The organism is Acidisarcina polymorpha (genome assembly GCF_003330725.1).
Lineage (GTDB): Bacteria > Acidobacteriota > Terriglobia > Terriglobales > Acidobacteriaceae > Acidisarcina > Acidisarcina polymorpha.
Window position 1 is genome coordinate 3,829,448 of record NZ_CP030840.1, and the last position, 23,847, is coordinate 3,853,294.

Sequence of the window (23,847 nt, forward strand, 5' to 3'; positions counted from 1 at the left end):
GGCATCGTACCGATGAATAAGATTATTCTGGCTGATAACCAGGCTATTTTTCGTGCTGGGACTGCTAAAGTCCTGGCCATGGAAGACGATTTGCGGATCATCGCCCAATGTCCCGACAGCCCCAGGCTTTACCACGCCGTGAACACGTTTCGCGGCTCTGTCGTGATTGTCGCCTGCTCGCTTCGAGCTGATCTAGCGAAGGTCGTCGAAGGAGCCCGGGCAGTGGCCAGCCGGGTGATTCTGATTGCGGAGAACAATGAGACTCCTCCGGAGCAGATCACCGGGACGGTGCAAGGTCTGATGTATCGGGATGTAACCAGCGCAGCCCTGATCGATTGTGTGCGCCGGGTCATTCGCGGGGAGCGGGTGATTCATGCTGCCCTTCCCAACACCGGCGACGCCATCGACGACCAGGTAGGTGCGCGCGTCCGGGACCGGCTCACGCCGAAAGAAATGAAGATTGTCGCGCTCATCGTCCAAGGATGCAAGAACCGGGAGATCGGCATCCGTTTGGGGACCACGGAACAGGTGATTAAAAACTACCTGCGCAGCATTTACGACAAGACCGGAGTTTCCGACCGGCTCGAGTTGGCGCTTTTCACCATCCATCACCGGATATTGGCCGAGGCCGCAGCCGCGGTAGGAAACCAGATGGAGATCCACGTGTGAAACGATCGAGCGTTGGATCTCCTTCGAGGCAAGCTCTACACTGAAAGTCTCTCGGCCACCGATTTTGCCTGGGTGAAGAGAAGCAGGTAGTCGGGACCGCCAGCTTTCGAATCCGTACCGGACATGTTGAATCCGCCGAACGGATGGGCCCCCACCATTGCGCCGGTACACTTGCGGTTCAAGTAGAGATTGCCTACGTGGAAGTCGAGCCGGGCGCGGTCAAGTTCCACTCGGTCGTGAGTATAGATCGCGCCGGTCAAGCCATATTCAGTGTTATTGGCAATTGAGAGCGCTTCTTCAAAGCCTTTTGCCTTGATCAGCGCCAGGACGGGTCCGAAGATCTCTTCCTGCGCAAGCCGCGCGGTAGGTGCGACATCGGCAAAGACGGTGGGTGCAACGAAGTAGCCGCCTTCGGGAGATTCGATGGCCTGGCCGCCGGCGATCAGGCGCCCCTCCGACTTTCCAATTTCGATGTAGCTGAGAATGCTTTGCATCGCCGCATGATTCACGACCGGTCCCATGTTCGGATTCAGAGTAGGATCTCCGATGGTCAGTGAGGCGACGCGTTCCCTGATTCGTTCGATGAAGAGATCGTAGACCAGCTCGTCCACGATCGCCCGCGAACAAGCCGAACACTTCTGCCCGCTGAATCCGAAAGCCGACGCGATCACGCCATCAACGGCTGCATCGAGATCACAGTCGCCGCTGACGATGATCGAGTCCTTGCCGCCCATTTCGAGCACCGTCCGTTTGATCCAAATTTGGCCTGGCTGCGTTTTGGCGGCTTTTTCATGGATGTCTAGACCGACATCGCGGGATCCGGTGAACGCGATGAAACGCGTTTTAGGATGCTCCACGATGGCATTGCCAAAGGTCGCGCCGGAGCCGGGGCAGAAGTTCACCACCCCGGGAGGCATCCCAGCCTCTTCGAGCACTTCTACGAATTTGGCCGCGATGGTCGGAGAATCGCTCGAGGGCTTCAGCACGACGGTGTTGCCGGTGACGATTGCTGCAGCAGTCATCCCCGCCATGATGGCGAAAGGGAAGTTCCATGGCGGAATCACTGCGCCAACCCCGAGGGGAATATAAAGCAGCTCATCCCGTTCGCCCGGATATTGGATGGGGGTCGTGGCGGCAGCCAGACGAAGTGCTTCGCGAGCGTAGAACTCCAGAAAATCAATGGTCTCGGCAACGTCGGCATCGGCTTCGGCCCAGTTTTTGCCGACCTCGTAAACCAGCCACGCGCAGAACTCAAACTTCCGGTGCTGAATAATCTCTGCCGCTCGTAGCAACAGCGAACTCCGGGTTCCGGCGGGTACATATTTCCACGCGCTAAACGCCGTCAGTGCTGCTTGAATGGCGGCTTCGGCATGATCTTTGCCGGCCTTTTGATGAATGCCGACGATTTGCGCTGGCCGAGCCGGGTTGTGCGACTCGATTTTTCCTGGAGTATGCAGGCGTTCGCCGCCGATGATCAATGGATATTCATGGCCGAGCAGATCCCCGACTTTGAGCAACGCGTCCTTCATCGCATGCTGCTTATCGCTGTGGGAGAAATCGGTGAACGGTTCGTTGCGGAAAACGCCCATCGGCGTTCGTGGAAGAATCACGGTGCCTATCGTCGCGGTAGCCATAGCAGAACCAGTTTACGCTTAGCTCCGGAGCGGGCCAAGAAGCTGATGGGTGACGTTACTGCAATGGCAGCGATGGTTCGGCGTTCAGGCTGTTTAAGGCAAAATCCTTAGCCAGGAACCTTGGCCATGCGGCCGCGGCAATCATGGCGGCATTGTCGGTCGAGAGCGCCAGCGAAGGAAAAGCAATGGGGAGGCTGCGGGTGCTGGCTTCGGCCGCGAACCGGCTGCGAAGTTCGCGATTCGCCGCGACTCCGCCAGTGACGATAAGACTCTGAATTCCCAGCGTTTCCGCTGCCCGTAAGGTCTTGCGGAGCAGATCTCCGACGACCGCGTACTGGAAACTCGCGATCAGGTTGAGGGTTTGCGAGTCACAGAGAGCCCGAGCGTCGTCCACTTTTGGAGTGGCAAAGGCAGCGAGGGCCAGACGGCGCGCTTCAATCGACGCTTTCAGATCGTGAGCTTCGATGTACCGGAGGACGGCGGTCTTGATGCCGCTGAACGAGAAGAGCATCTTCGGCGAGGCTGCCAAGTCTCCGGCACGCTGGGCGCGGTGCTTGGTCTTGATTTGAGCAAAGGCAAAGGGCACGGCCTTCGGATCTCCAAAAGGAGCGAGGACGTCGATCCAGGGGCCACCTGGATAAGGGAGACCGAGCAGCTTGGCGACCTTGTCGAAGGCCTCTCCGGCGGCGTCGTCAACTGTGCGGCCAACGTTGCGATACTGCCACACTCCGCCGGACGCCTCATCGCCGCAGTCAGCCAGGTAGAGATGAGTGTGGCCTCCAGAGACGACCAGGGCAAGGATCGGAGATGTGGGCGATTGCTGCTGGCTAGCGTGCTCGAGGAGCACGGCATGGATATGTCCTTCCAGGTGGTTGACTGCTATCAGCGGCTTACCGAGCGCATAGGCCAGGGACTTAGCATAAGTGATGCCTACCAGCAGCGCTCCAGCCAGTCCGGGACCGTGAGTGACCGCGATCGCGTCCAGATCCCGGAAGCCGACGCCTGCGGCAGCGAGAGCGGCACGGACGACCGGCACAATGTTGCGGAGATGCTCGCGGGAAGCTAGTTCGGGAACTACCCCGCCAAAGAGCGCGTGCGTGGCAATCTGCGAGGCGATAATGTTAGACAGGGTCTCCCGGCCGTAGCGGACAACGGCGGCTGCGGTCTCATCGCACGAGCTTTCAATCCCGAGAACCAGCCCGGTGGAAGCTATGGATTCAGATCGGCGGCCGATAGACGATGAAGACTCCGGAGACGGATTCACATCTCTAATATTAGTAGAGCGAGTACTTCGTATTAGTAGAGCGAGTCCTTGTCCGTGTGAAGCGAGTCCTTGGACGCCGGAGAGAGCATGGCAAGCCACCCCAATTCAGCGCGTCAGAGAGCGGCCGATGCTGTAGCGGCGAGGCTGCGAGCGGATGGCTATGCGGCCTACTTCGCGGGTGGATGTGTGCGCGATCTCCTGCTCGGCCGTCAACCCAAAGACTTTGATGTGGCGACCAACGCGGTGCCGGAGGTCGTCCTTGATCTTTTTCCGCAGACCTTCGCCGTTGGGGCTCACTTCGGCGTGGTGCTGGTTGCTGTTGAGATCGACGGCGAGGAGATTGTCACCGAGGTTGCGACATTCAGGAATGATGGCTCCTATTCAGACGGACGCCACCCTGACGCGGTCCGCTTCTCCGAGAGTGCCGAAGAAGACGTGCAGCGGCGCGACTTCACCATCAACGGCATGTTGTTGGATCCCGAGGTTCTACGCACGAGCGGCGATGTCGACACAGCGGTTCTCGACTTCGTCGGCGGACGAGCAGATCTAGCCGCGGGTGTGGTGAGGGCCATTGGCGATCCGCGGCGGCGGTTTGCGGAAGATAAGCTGCGGATGCTTCGCGGAGTTCGTTTTGCTGCGCGGTTTGATTTTTCGATTGAGGAAGCAACGTTAAGGGCTATCCAATCCCTCGCCAGTGAGATCAAGCAAGTCAGCCGGGAACGAGTGCGCGATGAGTTGACTCGAATGCTGACCGAGGGGCACGCTCGCCGTGCCTTTGAATTGCTCGATCGAACCGGGTTGTTGCAGGAAGTGCTGCCCGAGGTTGCGAAGATGCATGGCGTCGAACAGCCGCCGCAGTTTCATCCTGAGGGAGATGTCTGGGTACATACGTTGCTGCTCCTTGAAAAGCTGCCACCGGATGCTTCGCCGGCTTTGGCATGGGGCACGCTGCTGCATGATGGAGGGAAGCCGGCGACCTTTCGACGTGCTCCAGACCGTATCCGCTTTGATGGTCACGTCGAGGTAGGCGTCCGGATCGCCGAGACGATCTGCCGGCGTCTAAGGTTCTCACTGGAAGAAACATCCCAGATACTTTCGCTGATCGAAAACCACATGCGTTTTGGCGATGTGCACAAGATGAAGGAGTCGACGCTTAAACGGTTCTTCCGTCTGCCGAAGTTTGAGGAGCACCTGGCCTTGCATCGCATGGATGTGCTCTCAAGCTTCGGCAATCTGGAGAATTACGAGTTCGCCAAGAGCCGCTATGAGGCGGTCCCGGAAGAAGAAGTGCGGCCCGCGCTACTGGTCACGGGTCGAGATTTGATCGCCGCAGGGTATCGTCCTGGCCCTCGGTTCAAGGAGATGCTTGCGGTTGCGGAAGACGCTCAGCTAGAGGGGCGCATTGCTTCTCGGGAGGAAGGCTTAGAGCTGATTCGGAATGCATTCGCTTCGAGTTGAAGTGGGGACGGACGGCTTCAGGCTCTTCAGAGGCAGCGGCCGGCAGCGGCTCCGCTGGCCCACGCCCACTGGAAGTTGAAGCCTCCGAGTTGACCGGTTACATCGACAACTTCGCCAATGAAGAAGAGCCCGGGGATGCGTTTGCTCTCCATAGTCTTGGCGGAGAGTTCAGCGGTATCGACTCCTCCGGCAGTGACCTCGGCTTTGTCATAGCCCTCGGTGCCATCGGGGTCGAAGGGCCAATGGTGAAGCCGGTTTTCAAGCTGCTGGATGGCGGCGTTCGTCCACCTGGAGGGAGTCGCGAGGTCGACCAGGCGATCGGCAAGCCGTGCGGGGAAGGTTTCCCGGAGCGTAGCTTTCGCCGCGTTCGCATCGCGGCGAGTGTTGGTGGCAAGGAGGCTGGTGAGGGCCGGCTTCTCTGGCGCCCAGTCGACGCTGATTGCCTCGCTTTCCTTCCAGTAGGAGGAAAGCTGAAGAATCGCAGGGCCGCTCAGACCGCGATGCGTGATGAGCAGCTTCTCGCGAAATTGCTGCCTGCCGGTAGAGGCGATGACTTCCGCCGAAAGCCCGGCCAGATCGCACCAATCCTGTTGATCGCTTTGCTCGAGCAGGAATGGTACCAAGGCCGGCCGACACTCCTGAATTGCGATTCCAAATTGCTCGGCTATCTGGTAGCCGAGGGAGGTCGCTCCCATCTTGGGGATGGAAAGGCCACCTGTGGCAATCACCAACGCCGGAGCCAGGAATCCAGAGGCTTTAGTGTTTACCAGGAAGACTTCCTCCTTCTCGACACGCTGTATGTGCTGGTTCAGGAAGATTGCAACGCCTGCTTCGGCGCACTCGGCGAGCAGCATGGCGAGGATCTCTTTTGCCGAGCCATCACAGAAGAGCTGACCTAGAGTTTTTTCATGGTAGGGAATGTTATGCTTCTCAACCAGCGCGAGAAAGTCTTGTGGTGTGAACCGGGCAAGCGCAGAGCGGGCGAAGTGGGGATTGGCGGAAAGAAAATTTTCCGGACGGCAATGAAGGTTGGTAAAGTTGCAGCGTCCTCCGCCCGAGATCAAGATTTTCTTGCCCGGGCGATCGCCGTGATCGAGGACGGCAACTCGCCGGCCGCGCTTGCCGGCTTCGATGGCGCACATCAGTCCAGCGGCGCCAGCGCCGAGAATCACGAGGTCAAATGAGGCTTTCACCTCTTCTCATCTTACTTCCGCTTCGCCGCTCCGGCCGTCGCCAAAACCTCCATGCCACCGAGTGTTGGACGGGAACGAACGGGTTAACGGATGTCAATTACAGCCAGACCACTCGCGGGAACGGTCACCGTCAAGCTACCCTGATCGAGCTTTTCAGTGCCTGGACGACCGACCTCGGCTGCCCGGCGAAGCTCCTCAATCTGCTGCCGGGTAGGATATTGGGGGCTTCCCATTTGCTTGTAGGCGGCCAACGTGTCTCCGTGTCTGGAATCCACTCGACTGATAGCGGCGACAGCTTGGGGCGAGAGTCCGCGAAAGTCAAGATGAAAACTTTTGTCGGGAGCGGTTTTGCCAGGCTCAACCAGATTCCATAGGGCAATGGTGAGGGACCCGTCTTTGTGGCGGGTAATGAGAAGGTCGGAGTTGGTCGAGGCGAGGCGTTCGTCGCCCAGATGATGCAAGAGTTCAAACGCGTCAAAGGCGGGCTTCGGGATGCCGCCGGCGGCGATCAGGCCATATCCACCGTAGAAGGGCTGTTTGACTGGACCCTGCTCTTCAAAGACATCGGAAAAGGTCCAGTAAGACATCACGTTGACCATGCCGTCACATTGGCGGATCGTATCGGCGAGCCACGGCCCCATGTAGATCGAGTCGGTGATTGGCGACTCGTTGGCGTAGGTCGCGTTGTATTCGCTCCAGATCAGCGGAATCGTTGGCATCGCCGAGGCCTGAATCTGGTCGTGCACCTTTTTTACGGCGGCACAGACCATCTGGTGGGGCGCGATGGGGCGCTTGTCCCCGAAGACATCCTGTGAGACGTCGTTCCCATACACGTGGGTGGAGACGAAGTCGAGCGGAACTTTGTCTGCGGTGGCGTGGGCGATGATCGCATCGACCCAGGCGGCCTGCGCGGTCGCCGGGCCGCCAACCCGGATCTTCTGATTGACGGCCTTCAGCGCTCGCGCGGTGTGGTCGTAGAGTTCAAAATAGGTCTGCTGGGCGGGACGGCCGGTCCAGAAATCGATGTTCGGCTCATTCCAAACCTCGAAATACCAGGTTGCGACTTCGTCGACCCCATAGCGATCGATGAGGTGCTGGGCGAAGGCGGTGATCAGCCCATCCCATTTGGAGTAATCCTTTGGAGGCGAGACCACCTGCTTATACCAGAAGGGATGGAGGTCCTGGCGGAGCGCCAGCTTCTTGGGCATAAAGCTGATCTCGACAAAGGGCTTGACCCCGTTTGCCAGCAGGCCGTCATAAATCTGGTCGACATAGGAGAAGTCATAGACCGGCTTGCCGTGAGCGTCTTCATCGTAAACGCCTAGTTCGTCATGCAGGATGGCGTGGAAGCGGACGTATTGGAAGCCGGTGATTTTCTTGACTTCACGGAGGTCGCGGCGGTAGCTGTCGCGCATGGTAAGTTCGGCCCGGCCGGAGCCGAACATCTGCTCCCAAAAATGCGGAAACGGAGTGGCTGGGGATTGCGCATCGATGGCAATCGTCTCCGTAGCCGATTGCGCGGGAGCGGCAGTTAAGCCGGCAAACGAGCCGAGCAGAACCAGGATCAGTTCGAGACATCTGGGTCGCATCAATTCTTTCCTCCAGAAAGGATCGTTCTATTTCTATCGGATTGACGTTAACCCCGCCAGCATTCCTGCCGATACCAGTCACAGTGGGGATGAGAGTGGTTTGTCTGTAGCTTGGATGCGGGGTCCCGGTATCTTTTCGGAACCCCGGTACCAGGGCCGATCCGGCTACGGAAATTCCGCGAGTTTCCCAAGATTTGAGGGGCCGCGCATGGAGTTTGCTGAAGAAGTCCGAGAGTTCCTGATCGAGAGCAATGAGAATCTCGGGGTACTCGATCGCGAGATTGTCGAGCTTGAGAAAAGCCCAGCCGACGAAAAGCTGATTGCGAGCGTCTTTCGTACGATTCACACCATCAAGGGCACCTGCGGATTTTTCGGCTTCGAGATCCTGGGCTCGATCACGCATGTGGCGGAAAACATCCTGGGCCAGGTGCGCGAGAAACAACGGAATCTGACTCCCGATTTGGTCTCGCTGGTGCTCGAAACCGTCGACGTCGTCAAGCTGGTGCTGTCGAACATTGAGGAACAGGGCGAAGAAGGAGTCGATGTCTACCAGAGCCTGCGGCAGCGGCTCGACGACGCCTATAACTTCCGTTCAGGATCGGTGCCCTCTGCTGCTTCGGGCCTGGCTGTATCGGGAACTGCTTTACCGGTTGCGGCGCCATCGACGTCCAGCGAGGGAATCGACTCTCCCTCAATGGATTTGCCGGCCGATTCTTCGCCATCGAGCGCCCCAGCCGATCTGAGTGATTGTATCCATACCCTCGAGGAACGTCCCCTGCCAGCTCTCGCTGCCGAGGAGGTCGAGGAGGACCACACCGAGCCTGTGACTTCGCCAGGCGCAAAACAAGCAAGCCCTGATTCCGAGCCCCGGGTCCCGAAAGAGAGCAATGGAGCGGCCGGTACTTCGAACGGCGGATCCGTGGCGGATTCGACCATCCGCGTCGACGTAACCTTGCTCGACAAGCTGATGAACCTGGTGGGAGAGCTGGTATTGGCCAGGAACCAGATCCTTCAAGGGACGGCGACCCAGAGTGGCGCCAGCAGCGGAGCGGCGCAACGGCTCAACCTGATCACGAGCGAGCTCCAAGAGGGTGTCATGCGCACCCGGATGCAGCCGATCGGAGTGGTATGGAACAAGCTGCCGAGAGTGGTGCGTGACTTGGCCTCCGAGGTTGGCAAGCAGATCGAGATCCAGATGGAAGGAGCGGAGACCGAACTCGACAAGACCATTATCGAAGCGATTAAAGACCCTCTGACCCACATCGTGCGAAACTCCTGTGACCACGGGATTGAATCTCCCGACGTTCGGGTCAAGAAAGGGAAGAAAAAGGCGGGCACGATCCTGCTGCGCGCTTATCACGAAGGTGGACACGTCAACATCGAGATCTCTGACGACGGTGCTGGCATCGACCCGGAGCGGGTGAAGCGCAAGGCGGTCGATAAAGGGCTCATCCGCGCCGAGCAGGCTGCGATCATGAGCGAATGGGAGGCGCTTCGACTGGTCTTTCTGCCCGGATTCTCGACGGCAGAGAAGATCACCAGCATCTCCGGCCGCGGCGTCGGCATGGATGTGGTGAAGACCAACATCGAGAAGATCGGGGGGGCCGTCGATCTTTTCAATCGTCCGAAAGCAGGGAGCACGGTCAAGATCAAGATTCCGCTCACCCTCGCCATTATCCCTGGTTTGATTGTGAACTTGAACAGCAGCCGGTCGAGCGGCGGCGTAGCGACCATGCGCCAGGACCGGTTCGTCATTCCGCAGGCCAATCTGCTCGAACTGGTGCGCCTGGAAGGCGCCGAGGATCGCAAACAAATAGAAAGCATCCACGGCACAGAGGTCTACCGGCGTCGCGGCAAGCTGCTGCCGCTGACCTATTTAAGCCGGGTCCTGGGGCTGACTCCGGCCCACAAAGAGGATGACCTGCTCAACATCGTCATTCTGCAGGCGGAGGATACAGCCTTCGGGCTGGTCGTCGACGGGGTCAGCGACACCCAGGAGATTGTGGTCAAGGCGCTGGGAAAACAGCTGAAATCGCTGAGTTGTTATGTCGGTGCGACGATCATGGGGGACGGCAAGATTGCCCTCATCCTCGATGTCCCGGGCTTAGGGCGTCTAGCCAATATTCTCTCGCAATCGCTCGAGCGCGGCAGGACGGAAGCCAAGTCGCTCGATACGGTTGAGGACCTTCGCCAGACGCTCTTGCTGTTCAGCGCTGGCCGCTATCCGCGGCTGGTGGTGCCGCTTTCGATGGTTGCCCGGCTGGAGGAGTTTGCGAGTTCGAAGATCGAATACGCGGCCGGTTTGCCTGTGCTTCACTATCGCGACGCGATCCTGCCGCTGGTTTCAGTCGGTGCAATGCTCGACCGCGGCGGCGCGGATGCGGCGATGGAGCGGGACTCCCTGCAGGTGATCGTCTTCAGCGAGGGCAACCGGCATGTCGGTCTCGTAGTCGATGAAATCCAGGACATCGTCGAAGAAGCCGTGACCGTCAAGCGCGCCAGCACCTCGTTCGGCTTGTTGGGCTCTGGTGTGGTGGGGGGAAAAATTACCGACTTCATTGATTTGGGGGCACTGCTCCAAGCCGCGATCGGGAGTCATCCGGATGCCTTCTCTTCACAGCTTCCGCTCAGCACGTCATTGCTGGTCGTGGACGCCTCGAAGATCGCCCGCGGGGTGCTTCGCGGCTACCTCGAGATGAGCGGCCATCATGTGCTCGAGGCAAGCAGTGTAGAAACGGCCCTTGAGATTGTCGCCCGGAATCCGGTGCGGGTGGTGATCACCGCGTCCAGTCTGGGGCGATCGAGCGCCGGCGATCTGCTCGACGCGATGCGGAACCGTGAGGCGCTCGTGTCGGTTCCGGTGCTTGGACTCGTCGATGAGAGCGGAGACTTGCCCGAAGAGACGATCCAGGGACGACGGTTTGATGGCGTAGTCCGAGCCTCCGACCGCGACGGATTGTTGCGGACGATTGAAGCGTTAGCTGGAGAAAAGACAGCGGGGAAGAAGGAGTTCGAAATGGCGGGGAGTTCCAGATGACCATTAGCAGTGCGGCAGCAGGACAGCTCGGGGAGACACGGCAGTATTCAACGTTCCGGGTGGCGGATATGTTTATGGGGATCGAGCTAACGCGAGTGCAGGAGTTGCTCCGTTTCCAGGAGATGACGAGCGTTCCTTTGGCGCCGCGGGCGATCGAAGGCCTCATCAACCTGCGCGGGCAGATTGTTACGGCGCTCGATGTGCGGCGGATTCTTGGGCTTCCGGCCTTTGAATCCGAAGACGCTCTGCCGATGAACATCGTGATTCAGTCGGAAGGCGGCCCGGTCAGCCTGCTGGTGGATGAAATCTGCGACGTGCTCGACGTTCCCCTCGAAGCAGCAAAGCCGCTGCCGGAAAACATGCCGGCAGCTCAGCGGGAGCTGCTGGATGGCGTCTACCAGCTGACCACCGGATTGTTGCTGATCCTCAACACCCAGCGGGTGCTGGAAAGCGCGGCGCACTAAGCGGGGCGGTTGAAGCTATGGCTCAATCCTCCGAGGGCCGGATGATCTGCCGGATGCGCCGTAGGGCTTGTTTCACCGCCGTCGGGGCGCAGCCGATTTTTGGAGACTGACGGGTGCCGGATACCTCCGCGCGGGTTGAGCCGCCGGGCGGATAAGGCAAGCAACGCTATACAAAACAAATCACGAACGAGGGAAGTTAGACAACATGGCAAGTTCACATAGCAGTCACGGCAGTTCGATCGCAAACGTTCTTGTCTCGACACGCGGCAAGGGCACCCCAGTCACCGTTCCGGCTACCAACGGCCGACGCTCCTCGGCAATGGACACGGCCGCCACCGATGCCGCGCTCGAGTTCCAGCAGCAGCTTGCCGCCATCGGCAAGTCACAGGCGGTCATCGAGTTCCAGATGGATGGGACAATCCTCACCGCCAACGACAATTTCTTGAAGGTCCTTGGCTACAGCCTTGACGAAATCAAAGGAAGGCACCACCGGATGTTCGTTGATGTGGCCGAACAGAATTCGCCGGCATACGCGGAATTCTGGGCAAGACTCAACCGTGGCGAGTACCAGGCAGCGGAATACAAGCGCATCGCCAAGGGCGGCCGCGAAGTTTGGATTCAGGCATCTTACAATCCGATCCTCGACTCGGCCGGGAAGCCCTTCAAGGTGGTGAAGTTCGCCACCGACGTCACCGCGCAGAAGCTGATCAACATCGACCTCTCCGGGCAGATAGCGGCGATCAGCAAGTCGCAGGCGGTGATTGAGTTTCAGATGGATGGCACAATCCTCACCGCCAACGAAAACTTCCTCCATGTGCTCGGATACTCACTTGAGGAAGTCAAGGGCCGGCACCATCGCATGTTTGTCGATCCGGCAGAGCAAAACAGCCCGGCCTATGCCGACTTCTGGGTGAGGCTGAATCGCGGGGAGTACCAGTCCGCCGAGTACAAGCGGATTGGCAAGGGCGGCAAAGAGGTTTTCATCCAGGCTTCCTACAACCCCATCCTTGATCTGAACGGCAAGCCGTTCAAGGTGGTCAAGTTCGCCACCGATGTCACCGAACAGGTCAAGATGCGCCGCGGCATGGCGGAACTGCTGGACACCATCGGCGGGACAGCCATCGCCATCGCCGCCTCGGCTGAAGAGTTGACCACCGTCAGTCAGCAGTTGACGACGAACGCGGGAGACACGGCGCAGCAGGCCAACGCGGCCTCGGCGACGAGTGAGCAGGTCTCGGCCAACGTGAATGTGGTGGCGGCCAGCTCAGAGGAGATGATGGCATCCATCCGCGAGATCTCGAAGAGTGCGACGGAAGCGGCGCGCGTCGCCAAGGCCGCAGTGACGATCGCCGAGACGACCAACCAGACGATTCATCAACTGGGTACATCGAGTTCTGAGATCGGCAAGGTGATCAAGGTCATCACCTCGATCGCGCAACAGACTAACTTGCTGGCACTCAACGCCACCATTGAGGCGGCCCGCGCCGGCGAAGCTGGCAAGGGCTTCGCAGTCGTGGCGAACGAGGTGAAGGAACTGGCCAAGGAGACCGCGCGAGCCACCGAAGAGATTGGGCAGAAGATCGAGGCGATCCAGACTGATACTCAGGCCGCGGTCAAAGCCATCGGTGAAGTCAGCCAAATCATCAACCAGGTGAACGATATCTCGAACGTCATCGCCTCTGCGGTCGAAGAGCAGACGGCGACGACTACCGAGATCGGGCGCAATGTGACTGAGGCGGCAATGGGGACAAACGAGATCGCCGGGAGCATCTCGGGCGTCGCCAAGTCAGCGCAGCTGACCATGGCAGGAGCATCGGACACGCAAACCGCAGCGCGTTCCTTGAGTGAAATGGCAGCGAGTCTCCAACTGCTGTCGAGCCGCGCGAAAGAGTCCTGAGGCTTCTTGAATGGAGCGCCCGCCGATCACCGTGCCGGGCGCTCTCGAGGTCGTCGCTTCGAGCAACGATATTGAACCTTCCGTCTCATCCGTTCGCCTGAGGAGTTCAAGCCGGAGCGCTCTCCCGAAACTCCGGGCAACTGCGCTGTGTTCCTCAGCGGTTTCGACGGGCTCAACTCTGCTGGCTGCAATGTCCGAACGAGAAGAACTCCTGGAGTTCCGTTCCCGGAGTTCGACTTGAGTTCCGCGGGGATCCGAATGCCGCACCAGAAAGGAGCGTCGAGACCGTTATGCCAAATAAAGTGCTGATAGTCGATGACTCGCGCGCGATGCGATGCATCTTGGCCAAAATTATTGCGGGGCTGGGCTTCGAGGTCTTGCAGGCAGGCGACGGTCTTCAGGCCCTCGCCATCCTGGGGCACGAGCACTCGCAGGTGAGGCTGGTGTTGTCGGATTGGAATATGCCCACTATGGATGGCCTGGCTTTCGTGAAGGCAGTGCGAGCCGACCAGCGGTTTGCTGCGCTGCCGATCGTTATGGTGACCACGGAGACCCATATCGAGCAAATGATTGTTGCCCTGAGCGCAGGGGCCAACGAGTACATCATGAAGCCGTTTACGACCGAGATGGTTGAAGACAAGCTCCGCATGCTTCAAGTGGTGAGGTAGGCTCCTATGAGTAACCAGATCCCATTTGAGACGCCCGGCAGCCGGCCTGGCGTGCGCGGGCCGGGTCGTCCAAAGATCCGCATCCTGGTGGTCGACGATTCGGTGGTGATCCGCCGCTTTCTCGCCCACGCGCTCAACGAAGAACCGGGCTTTGAGGTCGTCGGCTTCGCGGTGAATGGCGCCCAGGCGCTGACCAAAGCTGCCGAGCTAAAGCCGGATGTCATCACGCTCGACATCGAGATGCCGGAGATGGATGGACTGGAGACAGTCCGCCGCTTACGCCAGCAGGCCTCTAAAGCCTGCGTGATCATGTGCAGCACGCTTACTTCGCGGGGGGCTTCAGCGACCATCGACGCGTTGGTGATGGGCGCGAATGACTATGTCACCAAGCCCTGTCATAACGGGCCGATGGAAGCGGCGCTCAAAACCTTAACCGATGAGCTGGTGCCAAAGATCAGGCAGTTTTTCGACCCCCATCTTGCAGTGCCGCGCCTCCCTGCTGCCGCCGCATCCAGCCCGCGGAAGACCGCCGCTCCGCTCGCAGCGGGTCCGCACTTTGTCAAGGCCCCGTTGCCGAAGATCGTCGCGATTGGCGTGTCGACCGGCGGCCCAACTGCGCTCATGGAGATCATGCGGCAATTCCCCGCTTCGTTCCCCTTGCCGGTGGTCATCGTCCAGCACATGCCGCCGTTGTTTACGAAGTTGCTGGCCGATCGGCTGAATGATCAGTGCTCGCTTGAAGTGATGGAGGCCTCGGCGGGCTTGCCGGTGAAGGCGGGACGCGTGGTGATCGCACCAGGTGACTTTCACATGCGACTGCGCCGCTCCACATCGAAGGAGGTGTCCGTGGTGCTCGATCAGGGGCCACAGGAGAATTCCTGCCGCCCGGCCGTCGATGTGCTCTTTCGTTCCGTCGGCGAGCTCTATGACGGAGCGGCGATCGGCGTGATCTTGACGGGGATGGGACAGGACGGTCTTCACGGAGTCGAGCAACTGAAAAGCAAAGGTGCCTATATAGTCGCCCAGGACCGCAGTTCGAGCGTGGTCTGGGGCATGCCCGGAGCGGTCGTCGAGGCAGGATTGGCGGATGCGGTTCTGGGACTTCGCGAGGTCGTCCCCGAGATTTTCAGGCAGGTGGCCCGATGAGTGTGACTAGCGTAAAAAGTTCGGCGGTAGGACCGCCGGTTCCCCAATCCGTCTCAGCCGTCAAGAACATTGCGATCTCCTCGGAAAACTATAAGTATCTGCAGCAGGAGATTTACCGCGAATCGGGCATTGTGCTCGATGAGGATAAGCACTATCTGCTGGAATCGCGGCTGATGCCGGTTGCGAGGGCGGCCCAGATGTCGTCCCTCGATGAGCTTTGCACCCGGCTGCGGGCCAAGACGAGCCCCGGTCTGGCCCGTTCAGTCATCGAAGCCTTGACCACCAACGAGACGCTCTTCTTTCGCGACATGGCTCCTTTTGAAGCGTTGCGGCTGCACATGCTGCCGGAGCTTTTGGCCAAGAAGCCGCAGAAGCTCGCGATCTGGTCGGCTGCCGCCTCTTCAGGCCAAGAAGCTTACAGCATTGCCATGTTGATCAAGGAGTACGGGATAGGCGGCTGCCCGGTCGATATCCTGGGCACCGATCTCTCCGAACAGATCCTCGAGCGCGCCCGAGAGGCGAAGTATGTGCAGTTTGAAGTCAACCGGGGATTGCCGGCGGCGTACCTGGTCAAATACTTCAAAAGGGAAGGCCTCGATTGGCAGTTGAAAGCGGATTTGCGCGCGATGGTGAAATTCAAGCGCTTCGATCTTCGCCAGTCAATGCTGGGGCTGGGCAAGTTCGACATTGTTTTCTGTCGCAATGTGCTCATCTACTTCGACGTCGACACCAAGGTCAAGATCCTGACGCAGATTTTGAGCGTGTTGAACCCAGGCGGGTTTCTGCTCCTGGGGGGCGCGGAAACAACACTGAACTTGCACGACAAGTTTGAGCGTATCGCGGTCGGTTCGACGGTCGTGTACCGGAAGGGTTAGGGCATCCACGATGATGGCAGATATGCAGATCGATGAGCACATTGCCGAGCAAGTGCGAATCACAAGTGAAGTCTTTGGCGTGATGGCGGATATCGTGATTGAGCCGATCTCGACCTCCTGGCCGCCCAGCGAGGAGTTAGTGACCGCGGCCATCTACTTCACCGCGCCCTGGAAAGGAGCGATGATGATCGAGTGTGTGCTGCCGCTGGCCTTTGGATTCACCTCCAGGCTGATGTCGGTGCCGCTGCCGGGGTCAGTCAATGCCGATGTGTGCGATTCTCTCGGCGAGCTGGTGAACATGATTGCCGGCAACTTCAAGGCGCTTCTGCCGGCGGAGACGGGGATTTCCATCCCTTCTGTGGTACGAGGAAGGGATTACATTCTGCAGCTGCGCGGAAGCACTACTTTGAGCCAAGTGGTCTTTGGGTCGGAACTTGGAAACTGCTGTGTGACGCTGGTCGGAGTCAAATTGAAGTAGGACAGACTCTACTCGCACTATGATTTCCCGATCACCCTCGCCAATGTTTCCCCAATTTCCGCCGGCGACTGCACTACATGGATGCCGGCATCGGTCAGCGCTCTCATCTTGTCTGCCGCGGTGCCCTGGCCGCCCGAGATAATGGCGCCCGCGTGGCCCATGCGGCGGCCGGGAGGCGCAGTCTGGCCGGCGATGAAGCCGACCACTGGCTTCTTGACATGGTCCTTCACATAGGCGGCGGCAGCCTCTTCGGCGGTACCGCCGATCTCCCCGATGAGGATGATCGACTCCGTGCCTTGATCCTCATTGAGCAGCTTCAATCCGTCAATATGGTTAGTGCCGATGATTGGATCGCCGCCAATTCCGATCGCGGTAGACTGGCCGATGCCGCGCTGGGTGAGCTGATAGACGGCTTCGTAGGTCAGCGTTCCGGAACGGGAGACGATGCCGACCGAGCCTTCCTTATGGATGCGGCCCGGCATAATTCCGATCTTGGCCTTGCCCGGCGAGATGACCCCGGGGCAGTTGGGGCCGATCAGCCGGGATGTGGAGTGTTTGAGCACGCTCCAGACGCGCACCATGTCGATGGTGGGAATGCCTTCTGTGATGCATACGATCAATGGCAGCCCGGCATCTTCTGCTTCGAGAATGGCGTCAGCCGCAAAAGGCGGCGGCACAAAAATGACAGTAGCATTGGCGCCGGTTGCGGAGACTGCCTGCTCAACGGTATCGAAGACTGGCCAGCCTTCGTGCGTGGTCCCGCCCTTGCCTGGGGTCACGCCGCCCACCACCTTGGTGCCGTATTCAGCACACCCCTTGGCGTGGAAAGTGCCCTCTTTGCCGGTGATTCCCTGGACAATCAAACGTGTGTCGTTACCAACCAGAACTGACATCAGTTGCTCCCCTTTGCTGCTGCGACGACCTTCGCGGCGGCGTCCTGCATGGTTTCGCCGACGATGAAGTTCAGCCCGGAATCCTTCAAAATCTTTCGGCCCTCTTCTACATTCGTGCCCTCGAGGCGAAGCACGATGGGGACTTTAACGTCGAGGTTCTTGGCCGCCTGGACGACTCCGTTGGCCAGCACGTCAACCCGAAGGATGCCGCCGAAGATGTTGATGAAGATTGCCTTGACATTCCTGTCGGAGAGCAGGATGGCGAAGGCTTGCTCAATCTGCTGCTGGTTGGCGCCCCCGCCTACATCGAGGAAGTTGGCGGGCGAGCCGCCGGCGTACTGGATGATGTCCATGGTGGCCATGGCCAGTCCAGCGCCGTTAACCATACAGGCGATATTGCCGTCGAGCTTGATGTAGTTGAGGGCGAATTTCGATGCTTCGACCTCGAGCGGGTCTTCCTCGGCGATGTCGCGCAGTTCCTTCAACTCCTTATGGCGGAAGATTGCGTTGTCGTCGAAGTTGATCTTGCAATCGAGGGCAAACAGCTTATCGTCTTTCGTCGTGATGAAGGGGTTGATCTCAAGCAGCGAAGAATCGGTATCGACAAAAGCGTTGTAGAGTCCCTGCATGAATTTGACCGCTTCGTTGATCTGAGTCGGCTTGAGGCCGAGGGCGAAGGCCAACTTGCGCGCCTGGTAGGGCTGGAAACCAATTGCGGGATCAATGTACGCCTTGACGATCGCGTCAGGGTCCTTGGCGGCAACCTCTTCGATCTCCATACCCCCAGCCTTTGAAGCCATGAAGACCAGCTTCGCGGCAGCGCGATCCAGCACAATTCCGAGGTAGAGCTCACGGTCGATTGCAGCCGTCTCTTCGATGAGGAGGCGTTGGACCTTCTGACCTTGAGGACCGGTTTGATGAGTGATCAGCTGCATCCCGAGGATCTGCTTGGCGTACTCCTCGGCCTGATCAATGGTCTTGGCGACCTTGACGCCGCCACCCTTACCGCGGCCGCCGGCGTGGATCTGCGCCTTGACCACGAGGCCTGTGGCTCCGTTAGCCAGCAATCGCTTGCCAACGATAATGGCTTCGTCGAGGGTATTGGCGACCTCCCCCCGGGGAACGGCGACACCGTACTTCGCAAGAATGTCTTTTGCCTGGTACTCGTGAATTTTCATAGTAGGTTCGTCTGCCGCTCGAAATGCTTTTAGGCGGAAAGTCCATACTAGAGCACAGACTAGGAAAAGGAAATCGGCGCCAGGGTCGCGACGAGTGGTTGCGGCCGCCAGATCGTTTCGGGCTGGCTGGCGCGGCCTCGCTTCGGTAGGCTGTCTTGAGTGAGTAATGGCTGATTTTAAAGATCATCTGGAACAGGTTCGGGATCTCGGCACTTCGCTCACGCGTTCCGATGCCAGTTTGGCATTGCAGCAGATGCTGACCGGCGAGGCCCAGGACGACGAAATCGCCGCGTTGTTGACGGCGATGACGAAGCGCGGCGAAACCGTGGCCGAACTGACCGGCTTTGCCGAAGCGATGCGATCGCTCTCTGTTCCCGTGCCATTGACAAACGAAGAACGAAGCCAGCTCGTCGATACTTGTGGAACTGGAGGAGACGGCAAAGGGACGTTCAATATATCGACCGTATCGGCGCTCGTCGCCGCCGGAGCAGGGGCGAAGATCGCCAAGCATGGAAATCGCGGAGTGACATCCAAGTGCGGTTCGGCGGACGTGCTCGAAGCACTTGGCGTCCCAGTGTCCCTCCCCGTCGAGGCAGCGGCCGAATGCCTGCGAACAACGGGTTTTACGTTTCTCTACGCTCCGCTGCTGCATCCAGCCCTCAAGCGTGTTCAGGCGGTCCGAAAGGCGCTCGGTTTTCGGACGATCTTTAATCTAGCCGGGCCGTTATCGAATCCTGCCGAAGCGCGCCAGCAAGTGATGGGTGTTTTTGCGGCCGACAGGGTCGGCCTGGTCGCAGAGTCGATGGCCAACCTTGGCGTTCGCCATGCTTTTGTAGTTCACGGGCTCGATGGACTGGACGAGTTGACGCTTTCCGGAGAGACTCTGCTGGCCGAGGTTCTGGGAACGGAGAAATCCACACAAGAACACGAATCCACCTCCAAGGTGAAGCACTACCGGGTAAGCCCTGCCGATGCGGGACTCACGCCTTCCTCGCTGAGCGAGTTGCACGCTGCTCCTACTGCGCTCGAGAATGCCTCCATACTGGAAGCGATCCTGCTGGGGGATAAAGGGCCAAAGCGGGATATCGTCCTGTTCAATGCCGGGGCAGCGCTGGTGGTCGCGGGGATTGCCGGAGACTTTCGCGAAGGCGCGGAACGGGCGGCCGAGGCAATCGATTCGGGGGCGGCCTTGCAGACGCTTGCGGGGCTTAGAAATTTCAGTAAGATGGCTGCGCGGGCGTTCTGAAGCCTGTTGCGCTAGCGGAGGTGAATTCGTGCGGAAGACCTGCCTGGGGATTACATTTGCGGTCCTTGCGATGATTACTGCCAACTCGCTCTCGTACGCGCAGCAGATCGAGGTCAACAAAACCAATCGCACCATTGCCGTGACCGCGACCGATAAGGCCACAGCGGACGCTGAGGTTGCCACCGTTCATATCGGATTTCAGATATACGCGGCCGATTCGGCTGGCGCGTATGCGTTGGGATCGAAGACGTCCAATGCCATCTTCACTGCGCTGAAGAAGGCTGGGGTGGAAGAGAGTGCGATTCAAAGCGACGCCCAGAGCGTAGCGCCGGTGCAGCCTTACGAAATGCAGAATCTTCCGGAGGGAGAGAAGGCGCAACGAAAGTTTCAGGTCTCACAAAGTTGGAGTGTGAAGACCCCAGCGAAGAGTGCCGCTTCGGTGCTGGATACGGCGGTGCAAGCCGGCGCGAACCAGAGCGGCCAAATCGAGTGGGATGTTGCGGACCCAAATGCGCTCGAGTCGCAAGCGGCGGAGAGCGCCTTGAAGCGGGCGCATGCCATTGCCGATCAGATGGCCAAGGGACTCGCCGCAACGCTCGGACCGCTTGTCTACGCCAGCAATCAGGTTGCCGAGCGTCCGATGCCGATGATCGCCCGGGCGGGGGCAGGAATGATGATGAAGGCCGACGCTCCCGCTCCGCTGGCCATCAGCTCGCAGAAAGTTACTCGTTCCGCAACGGTGTATGCAGTTTTCGCGATTGAATGAGTTGCTTGAAGCCAAGCCGTATCCTGGCGCATCGTAGAGATGTTCAGCGTATTCTGAATTTTGCGCGCGGTGTTTGCTTGGCCTCGCCTAGGACATTGAATGCCTGTTTATCCATATCGCGATTTGCATCCGACCGCCGAAGCTGAAGAACTTTACCGCCGCTGGCTGAAGTACCTTGACGAAGAATTCACCAAACACAAGCAGCCGGCACTCCGCGCCGAGATTGTTCGAGACAATCTGCACCAACTGTACCTGGGCCGGCCCCACGGCGGTAAATTGAACTTTACGCTTACTTCGGAGCTGCCGGGAAACGTATTACAGCTTTCGCTCGATCCGGCCAACATTACTCTCGAGCCGGAATACTACGGCGATATCGACGTTGAAAAATATGCGGAGCGTAAGCCTCTCATCTATTTCTGGCAGATGTTCGATCGGTCGCCGGTCGGCTTGAACCACTGGCTCGGCTTTCGTTTTCGCTGCATGTTGGGGCGACACATCTTCAAGAGCCTCGGCAAAGGAGTCAAGATTTTCCATGGCGTCGAGTTTAGCTACGGCTACAACTTGACCGTCGAGGATAATGTCGTCATCCACAAATACGTGATGCTCGACGACCGGGGCGAGATCATCCTGCGTAAAGGAACATCATTATCCGATTACGCGGCTGTGTACTCCCACACCCACCACCCGATCAACTCCTCCGATGTGACCAACAAAACAACGGAGATAGGTCCGGACGCGCGAATCACCTATCATGCCTCCGTCATGGCGGGTCAAAAGGTGGGCGAGGATGCAATTGTCGGCGCACAAGCGGTCGTCACCCACACGGTCGAGCCACATTCTATCGTCGGCGGTGTTCCGGCAAGGACGATCAAAAGCAAGGACGATCTCAGGGGCGAAAACGCGGATACTAAACCTGCACAGTAGGCTTGTGGTAGCCCAGCGATTCGAGGGCTGCCATAGAAACTGCGTTCTCCACCGGTTATGCCGGATAAAGTGTTCTGAATGTCCATCCTGTAGCCGGCTGGCATTCCTGATAGCATCTCCTCATTCTGCTGTCCATCCTGTCTGATTGAGGAGAAATATTGCGACTGGCCGCTCTGTCCCTGTCCGCTCTATGCATGGTGCCTGTGGTTTCTGCCCAGCAGCCCGTCGCCTCCACGCTGTTGGGATTTAGTGCGGGTAACGCGAAGAACGAGCTCGATCTCGAAAAACGCTTCCTTGCAATTCCCGATCCCGAACGGATGCGCGTCAGTATGCAGCTGCTTAGCGCTCGACCGCATCATGTCGGATCTCCGTATGACAAGCAGAATGCCGAATGGATCCTGGCGCAGTACAAGCAATGGGGCTGGGACGCGCATATCGAGACATTTCAGGTCCTTTTTCCTACGCCTAAGACGCGAGTAGTGGAGATGGGAGCCTTTCGCGCCAAGCTGCAAGAACCGGCAGTGGCCAGTGACCCCACCAGCAATCAGCGAGACGAGCAACTGCCGAGCTATAACGCCTATTCTCCTGATGGCGATGTAACCGCGCCTCTCATCTACGTGAACTATGGCCTGGCTGAGGATTATGAGCAGCTCGCCCGCTATGGCATTTCTGTGAAGGGCGCGATCGTCATTGCTCGTTATGGACACTCCTGGCGCGGCATCAAGCCAAAATTAGCCGCCGAGCATGGGGCGATCGGGTGCATCATCTACTCCGATCCGGCAGATGATGGCTATACCTATGACGATGTTTTTCCAAAAGGACCGATGCGGCCGTCGGAGGGAGTCCAACGTGGCAGCGTGCTCGATGCCCCCCTCTATCCCGGAGATCCATTGACGCCTGGAATCGGCGCCACCGCGGACGCCAAGCGCTTAAAGCGCGAGGATGCACAATCGCTGGCCAAGATACCGGTGCTTCCCATCTCGTACGGAGACGCCCAACCTTTACTCGCGGCTCTCCAAGGCCCGGTCGCTCCCGAAAATTGGCGTGGCGCGCTCCCCTTGACTTACCGCATCGGGCCAACCGCGGAAAAGGTCCACCTGGAGTTGGCGTTTAACTGGGACTTGAAGCCGGTCTACGACGTCATTGCCACCATGCGCGGCTCCGAAGAGCCGGATGTCTGGATACTTCGCGCCAATCATCACGATGGCTGGGTTAATGGAGCGGATGATCCGATATCAGGACAGGTGGCTTTGCTGGAGGAGGCCCGCGCGATCGGCCAACTAGCTGCATCCGGATGGAAGCCGAAACGGACGATTATCTATTGTTCATGGGATGGCGAGGAACCGATGTTGCTGGGCTCGACGGAGTGGGCCGAGCAACATGCCGAGGAGCTTCGCGAGCATGCCGCTGTGTATATCAACAGCGACGGCAATGAGCGCGGTTACCTCTCCGCTCAAGGATCTCATTCTCTCGAGCCACTCGTGAACGAGGTCGCGCGCGGGATTGCCGATCCGGAAACCAAGGCTTCCGTTTGGCAGCGGCTGCAGGCTTATGAGCTCCTCCACGGAACAGCCGATGAACGCAAGGATGCCGCCAGCCGCTCCGATTTGCGAATCGGCGCGTTGGGCTCCGGGTCGGATTTCGCCGCTTTTCTCGATCACCTCGGCATCGCCTCGCTCGACCTCGGTTATAGCGGCGAGGACGACGAGGGAGTCTACCACTCCATCTACGACGACTTTTATTGGTACACCCACTTCGCCGATACGACCTTCGTGTACGGCCGGGCGCTGGCGCAGACCAACGGCACCCTGGTTTTGAGGATGGCGGAGTCGGACTTATTGCCGTATGACTTTGCGGCGCTTGCCGATACTCTGCACGTCTATGCCACCGAAGTGAAGGCGCTGCTCGAAACGCTCCGTACTGAGGCGAAAGAGCGTCAGGCGGCGCTAAGTCTGAATGCTTACGTGCTGACCAACGATCCTAAGCACCCGATGGTGGCTCCGCCGTCGCTCGAAACCCCGCCATTCCTCAATTTTGCCCCGCTCGACAATGCCCTGGCTTCGTTGGACAAGGCTTCCGGCGATTACGCGAAGGCACGCTCCGACGCCAGCGGCAAGGCTCTTTTCAGCGCGAGCCTGAAGGCGCTGAACGCGCAGCTCACCCAGGCCGAGCGTCAACTGACGAGTCCGCAGGGGCTGCCGCGGCGCCCCTGGATGGAGCATTTGATCTATGCTCCGGGCTGGTATACCGGCTATGGCGCGAAGACGCTGCCTGGCATCCGCGAGGCGATCGAGGAGCGGAGGTATGCCGATGCCGATGCCCAGATCGTGCTGGTCGCCCAAGCTATCGAGAATGAGGCCAGGTTCGTGGAGCTTCTTACTGGGGAATTAAAGGCCGTCGCGCGGCAATGAACCTTCACTATCTAGCGGCTGCTGGCTGGATAACCGTGGGTGGCATGGGCTGAGGCA

At 59.1% G+C, this 23,847-nt stretch carries 19 protein-coding genes; 13 read left to right on the forward strand and 6 right to left on the reverse strand.

Going from position 1 to position 23,847, the window contains the following annotated elements; all coding sequences use genetic code 11:
- Positions 1-12 precede the first annotated feature (12 nt).
- On the forward strand, positions 13-669 hold the full coding sequence (locus ACPOL_RS16310) for a response regulator transcription factor (RefSeq protein WP_114207990.1): 657 nt from the start codon (positions 13-15) through the stop codon (positions 667-669).
- Between the two features lie 35 nt (positions 670-704).
- Here the strand turns inward: ACPOL_RS16310 and pruA are convergent, their stop codons facing one another.
- Both pruA and tsaD read right to left on the reverse strand, forming a co-directional pair.
- On the reverse strand, positions 705-2,303 hold the full coding sequence (gene pruA, locus ACPOL_RS16315; protein WP_114207991.1) for an L-glutamate gamma-semialdehyde dehydrogenase: 1,599 nt from the start codon (positions 2,301-2,303) through the stop codon (positions 705-707).
- 55 nt (positions 2,304-2,358) lie between these two features.
- Positions 2,359-3,567, reverse strand: a complete 1,209-nt coding sequence (gene tsaD, locus ACPOL_RS16320; protein WP_236656835.1) for a tRNA (adenosine(37)-N6)-threonylcarbamoyltransferase complex transferase subunit TsaD — start codon at positions 3,565-3,567, stop codon at positions 2,359-2,361.
- Between the two features lie 87 nt (positions 3,568-3,654).
- Between tsaD and ACPOL_RS16325 the strand changes: the two genes are divergently transcribed.
- A complete protein-coding gene (locus ACPOL_RS16325; protein WP_114207992.1) occupies positions 3,655-5,025 on the forward strand; it encodes a CCA tRNA nucleotidyltransferase in 1,371 nt (456 codons plus the stop codon).
- 26 nt (positions 5,026-5,051) lie between these two features.
- On the opposite strand, the gene ACPOL_RS16330 is transcribed toward ACPOL_RS16325, so the two are convergent.
- Both ACPOL_RS16330 and ACPOL_RS16335 read right to left on the reverse strand, forming a co-directional pair.
- A complete protein-coding gene (locus ACPOL_RS16330; RefSeq protein ID WP_114210864.1) occupies positions 5,052-6,167 on the reverse strand; it encodes a BaiN/RdsA family NAD(P)/FAD-dependent oxidoreductase in 1,116 nt (371 codons plus the stop codon).
- A 134-nt stretch (positions 6,168-6,301) separates the two neighbouring features.
- A complete protein-coding gene (locus ACPOL_RS16335; protein ID WP_114207993.1) occupies positions 6,302-7,807 on the reverse strand; it encodes a GH39 family glycosyl hydrolase in 1,506 nt (501 codons plus the stop codon).
- 208 nt (positions 7,808-8,015) lie between these two features.
- Here ACPOL_RS16335 and ACPOL_RS16340 point away from each other — a divergent pair, with 208 nt between their 5' ends.
- The 7 genes from ACPOL_RS16340 to ACPOL_RS16375 all read left to right on the forward strand — a co-directional run bounded on the left by ACPOL_RS16340 (position 8,016) and on the right by ACPOL_RS16375 (position 16,372).
- Positions 8,016-10,844: a hybrid sensor histidine kinase/response regulator gene (locus ACPOL_RS16340; RefSeq protein WP_114207994.1), complete on the forward strand. Its 2,829-nt coding sequence runs from the start codon at positions 8,016-8,018 to the stop codon at positions 10,842-10,844.
- Positions 10,841-11,308 carry a chemotaxis protein CheW gene (locus tag ACPOL_RS16345; RefSeq protein ID WP_114207995.1) on the forward strand — a complete coding sequence of 156 codons (468 nt, stop codon included), beginning with the start codon at positions 10,841-10,843 and terminating at the stop codon, positions 11,306-11,308. The genes ACPOL_RS16340 and ACPOL_RS16345 overlap by 4 nt, the downstream gene beginning before the upstream one ends.
- Positions 11,309-11,513: 205 nt before the next feature.
- A complete protein-coding gene (locus tag ACPOL_RS16350; RefSeq protein ID WP_201758851.1) occupies positions 11,514-13,205 on the forward strand; it encodes a methyl-accepting chemotaxis protein in 1,692 nt (563 codons plus the stop codon).
- A gap of 290 nt (positions 13,206-13,495) precedes the next feature.
- Positions 13,496-13,873, forward strand: a complete 378-nt coding sequence (locus tag ACPOL_RS16360; RefSeq protein ID WP_114207997.1) for a response regulator — start codon at positions 13,496-13,498, stop codon at positions 13,871-13,873.
- A 6-nt stretch (positions 13,874-13,879) separates the two neighbouring features.
- Positions 13,880-15,019, forward strand: a complete 1,140-nt coding sequence (locus ACPOL_RS16365) for a protein-glutamate methylesterase/protein-glutamine glutaminase (RefSeq protein ID WP_114207998.1) — start codon at positions 13,880-13,882, stop codon at positions 15,017-15,019.
- Positions 15,016-15,894 (forward strand): CheR family methyltransferase, encoded by an 879-nt coding sequence (locus ACPOL_RS16370; protein WP_114207999.1) that lies wholly within the window; start codon positions 15,016-15,018, stop codon positions 15,892-15,894. Before ACPOL_RS16365 ends, ACPOL_RS16370 begins: the two co-directional genes overlap by 4 nt.
- 10 nt (positions 15,895-15,904) lie before the next feature.
- Entirely contained in the window at positions 15,905-16,372 is a 468-nt protein-coding gene (locus tag ACPOL_RS16375) for a chemotaxis protein CheX (RefSeq protein WP_114208000.1), read from the forward strand.
- Positions 16,373-16,389: 17 nt separating this feature from the next.
- On the opposite strand, the gene sucD is transcribed toward ACPOL_RS16375, so the two are convergent.
- Both sucD and sucC read right to left on the reverse strand, forming a co-directional pair.
- The gene (gene sucD, locus ACPOL_RS16380; protein ID WP_114208001.1) at positions 16,390-17,265 is read right to left on the reverse strand and encodes a succinate--CoA ligase subunit alpha; all 876 of its coding nucleotides are present in this window, start codon (positions 17,263-17,265) and stop codon (positions 16,390-16,392) included.
- A complete protein-coding gene (gene sucC / locus ACPOL_RS16385) occupies positions 17,265-18,443 on the reverse strand; it encodes an ADP-forming succinate--CoA ligase subunit beta (RefSeq protein WP_114208002.1) in 1,179 nt (392 codons plus the stop codon). Before sucC ends, sucD begins: the two co-directional genes overlap by 1 nt.
- A 166-nt stretch (positions 18,444-18,609) precedes the next feature.
- On the opposite strand from sucC, the gene trpD reads away from it, so the two are divergent.
- The 4 genes from trpD to ACPOL_RS16405 all read left to right on the forward strand — a co-directional run bounded on the left by trpD (position 18,610) and on the right by ACPOL_RS16405 (position 23,790).
- Positions 18,610-19,689, forward strand: coding sequence for an anthranilate phosphoribosyltransferase (trpD, locus tag ACPOL_RS16390; protein ID WP_114208003.1), 1,080 nt, complete (start codon positions 18,610-18,612; stop codon positions 19,687-19,689).
- 28 nt (positions 19,690-19,717) lie between these two features.
- Positions 19,718-20,455, forward strand: coding sequence for an SIMPL domain-containing protein (locus tag ACPOL_RS16395; RefSeq protein WP_236656836.1), 738 nt, complete (start codon positions 19,718-19,720; stop codon positions 20,453-20,455).
- Between the two features lie 99 nt (positions 20,456-20,554).
- Positions 20,555-21,379, forward strand: a complete 825-nt coding sequence (locus ACPOL_RS16400; protein ID WP_114208004.1) for an acyltransferase — start codon at positions 20,555-20,557, stop codon at positions 21,377-21,379.
- A gap of 158 nt (positions 21,380-21,537) precedes the next feature.
- Positions 21,538-23,790 (forward strand): transferrin receptor-like dimerization domain-containing protein, encoded by a 2,253-nt coding sequence (locus ACPOL_RS16405; protein ID WP_236656837.1) that lies wholly within the window; start codon positions 21,538-21,540, stop codon positions 23,788-23,790.
- The last annotated feature ends 57 nt before the right edge of the window (positions 23,791-23,847 follow it).